General features: G+C 58.3%; 2 protein-coding genes. One reads left to right on the top strand and one right to left on the bottom strand.

The features are described from left to right. Positions 1 to 290: 290 nt before the first annotated feature. Positions 291 to 1,457, top strand: coding sequence for a nucleotide sugar dehydrogenase (locus ACR0DL_RS21455; protein ID WP_480691290.1), 1,167 nt, complete (start codon positions 291 to 293; stop codon positions 1,455 to 1,457). A gap of 85 nt (positions 1,458 to 1,542) precedes the next feature. Here ACR0DL_RS21455 and ACR0DL_RS21450 read toward each other — a convergent pair whose 3' ends face one another. Beyond that, positions 1,543 to 1,812 carry a spike base protein, RCAP_Rcc01079 family gene (locus ACR0DL_RS21450; RefSeq protein WP_480664523.1) on the bottom strand — a complete coding sequence of 90 codons (270 nt, stop codon included), beginning with the start codon at positions 1,810 to 1,812 and terminating at the stop codon, positions 1,543 to 1,545. Positions 1,813 to 1,898: the final 86 nt, after the last annotated feature.

Here is a 1,898-nt window from a genome sequence, read left to right as displayed (position 1 = left end):
GCAATTCCAGCTGCGCTCAAACGACATCATTTTCATCGCGGAAAACCCTGTCACAAAATGGGGCCGCACCATCAGCCAGATCACCCCATCCCTTGTCACGACGCCAATCAATGCCGCGGTAAATTAAGACACCCACCCGGGCACCGCCATCGCGCTCAATCAACACAAGCGCGCGCTGGCCGCCCGGGCCGGATCATTGCCTTCACGTCTTTCAAAAGCTTATCACACACCAAAAACACGATTATGATCGCACCGGGCGTGCCGACCCTGGGTACACAAGGAACCAAGATATGAAGATCGCGATTGCCGGGATTGGCTATGTTGGCTTGTCCAACGCCGTGCTGCTGGCGCAAAACCACGACGTTGTTGCCCTGGATGTGTCCGCCGCGCGCGTGGACATGCTCAACCAGCGCGAAAGCCCGATCCAGGATGCCGATATCACCGACTTCCTGACCAACCGAACGCTGAACCTGACCGCCACCACCGATCCCGAAGCCGCGTTTGGCGGGGCAGATTTTGTCGTTGTGGCCACCCCGACCAATTATGATCCGCGCAGCAACTATTTCGACACCAGCTCGGTCGATACGGTGATCGACCAGGTCACCAGAGTGAACCCCGATGCTGTCATCGTGATCAAATCCACCATCCCCGTGGGCTTTGTCACCGATGCCCGCGCGCGGTTTGGCACCGACAATGTGATCTTCTCGCCAGAGTTTCTGCGCGAGGGGCAGGCGCTGCACGACAACCTGCATCCCAGCCGGATCATCGTCGGCGAACGCTCGGACCGGGCCAAGGCCTTTGCCGATCTGCTGCTGGAAGGAGCAGTCTCAAAAGATGCGCCGGTGTTGTTCACCGACCCCGACGAGGCCGAGGCGATCAAGCTGTTCGCCAATACCTACCTTGCCATGCGCGTGGCCTTTTTCAACGAGCTCGACAGCTATTCCCTGGCCGGCGGCATGGACCCGCGCCAGATCATCGAAGGCGTCAGCCTCGACCCGCGCATCGGCGCGCATTACAATAACCCCTCGTTCGGATATGGCGGCTATTGCCTGCCCAAAGATACCAAACAGCTGTTGGCCAATTACAACCATGTGCCGCAGAACCTGATCCGCGCCATCGTCGATGCCAACCGCACCCGCAAGGATTTCCTCAGCGATCAGATTCTGATGAAAGGGCCCAAAACCGTCGGCATCTACCGGCTGGTGATGAAAGAAGGCAGCGACAATTTCCGCCAAAGCTCGGTTCAGGGCATCATGAAGCGGATCAAGGCCAAGGGCATCCAGGTCATCGTCTATGAACCGGTTTTGAGCGAGGATCATTTCTTCCACTCACCGGTGATCCGCGATCTTGACGCCTTCAAGCAGCAGGCCGACCTGATCCTCGCCAACCGCATCTCGGACGAGATCCGCGATGTCAGCGACAAGGTCTTCACACGCGATCTGTTTGGCGCGGACTGATCCCGACAGAGGGGTTTTGAGAATACAAAAAACCCCGCCGCCGGAAGTCCGGTGGCAGGGCTGTGCGCCGTGAACGGCGGATACCTTACGTCAGCACAAGCGCATGAATGCCCGACGCCGTCGTGCCGGTCGCATGCACACGCGTAACCCCCACCGGCAGGATCGAAAAATCCGCCACCTGAACGGTGCGCGTCTCCCCTCGAACCGTGGTCATCACCACGGCCCCGCCCGCCTCAACATAAAGACCAATCGCCACATCCGACAAATCCGCCACATCCGACGGCGCAACAGGCAAAACATCACGCGCAGGCCCCGAAAGGCTGGAAACGCGATTGATAAAAGGGTTCATGCTCATCAGCCCAACCTCACTCAGTCATCTCAATCAGCAACACCATAAACAAAACACAACTAACACAACCAAAACACACCGAACGGAACGGC

It is taken from the genome of Ruegeria sp. BB5, assembly GCF_056539405.1.
The sequence above is the reverse complement of the archived record's forward strand: the minus strand, read 5'-3'. Positions and strand labels throughout refer to the sequence as shown.